1 protein-coding gene is annotated in these 1,114 nt (G+C 33.5%); it reads right to left on the reverse strand.

Features of this window, described 5'->3' with window-relative positions; all coding sequences use genetic code 11:
* Window positions 1–158: 158 nt before the first annotated feature.
* On the reverse strand, window positions 159–1,114 hold a 956-nt coding region (locus tag HG1285_RS00390; RefSeq protein ID WP_008289676.1), incomplete at its 5' end, for an MFS transporter.

Genomic DNA, 1,114 nt, shown 5'->3' on the forward strand with positions numbered 1-1,114 from the left:
TGTTCCTTTGCTTTTTTCATAATTTTCTTTTTAAGCTTTCTTTTTAAAATCCAAGCCCGCTGTCTTCTTTCTGTATCAGAAACAGGTTCAGCAGGCAGGATTTCATAAGCTCTTAAATCATCCATAATACGTAAAGCTAATGCGTATAAATCTATATGTCAAGCTTTCTTTTCCGGCATTTTCATACTTAAAACAGTTAAAAGCCACAGTAATGTTATTATTCCAACAAAAATAAATACTGCATTTTCACCATATTTGAGTAAGAAACCGGCAGACACACCACCAACAAAAGCTCCTAAAAACTGTGATGTATTAAACACACCAGAAGCTGTTCCTTTTAAATGTTTTGGAGCATATTTACTCATTAAAGAAGGCATAATAGGCTCAAGCATCATAAATCCGCTAAAGTAAACTATTATAGCCATTACAGCAGGTACAAAAGAGTTTTCAAATTTTGCAAAAAGGCCAAAGGATATTAGAAGAATAATAATTGCAGCAATTTTTACTTCTTTTATAAGTCCTTTTTTTTCAGCAATTATTGTTGAAGGCACCATTATTGTTAGTCCAACTAAAAACATAACAAGGTAAACTTTCCATATATCTGAAGGAGATATAAATTTTTCAAGAATTAACGGAGATACTGTAAAAATAGCTGTAAGTCCCATATGGAGTGTAAACATTCCAAAATCCATCTTTAAAAGATTGCTGTCTCTTAAAACAGTTCCAAGATAAGAACCTGTAAACTCAGCATCATCATGGTGAACTATAACTTTAGGTCTTGGAATTCCCCAGATGATATAAGGAAGAGAAATTAAAGCAAGTACTGCAGTAAATGCAAAAACTCCTCCAAGCCCAAAGTGAGAAGCAATTAAAGGACCTAAAACCATACCAAAAGCAAAAGCCATACCTATGGAAGCACCTATTGTTGCCATTGCCCTTGTTCTAATTTCCTCTCTTGTAAGGTCGGCAATTAAGGCGATAACAACCGATGAAACAGCTCCCATACCCTGTAAAAATCTACCAATTATTAAAAGATAAATGTTTTGCTCGTAAGAAGCATAAGCAGCAAGACCACTTCCAAGGAAAAATATTATTGTTGAAAATATTAATATAG

Source organism: Hydrogenivirga sp. 128-5-R1-1, assembly GCF_000171895.1.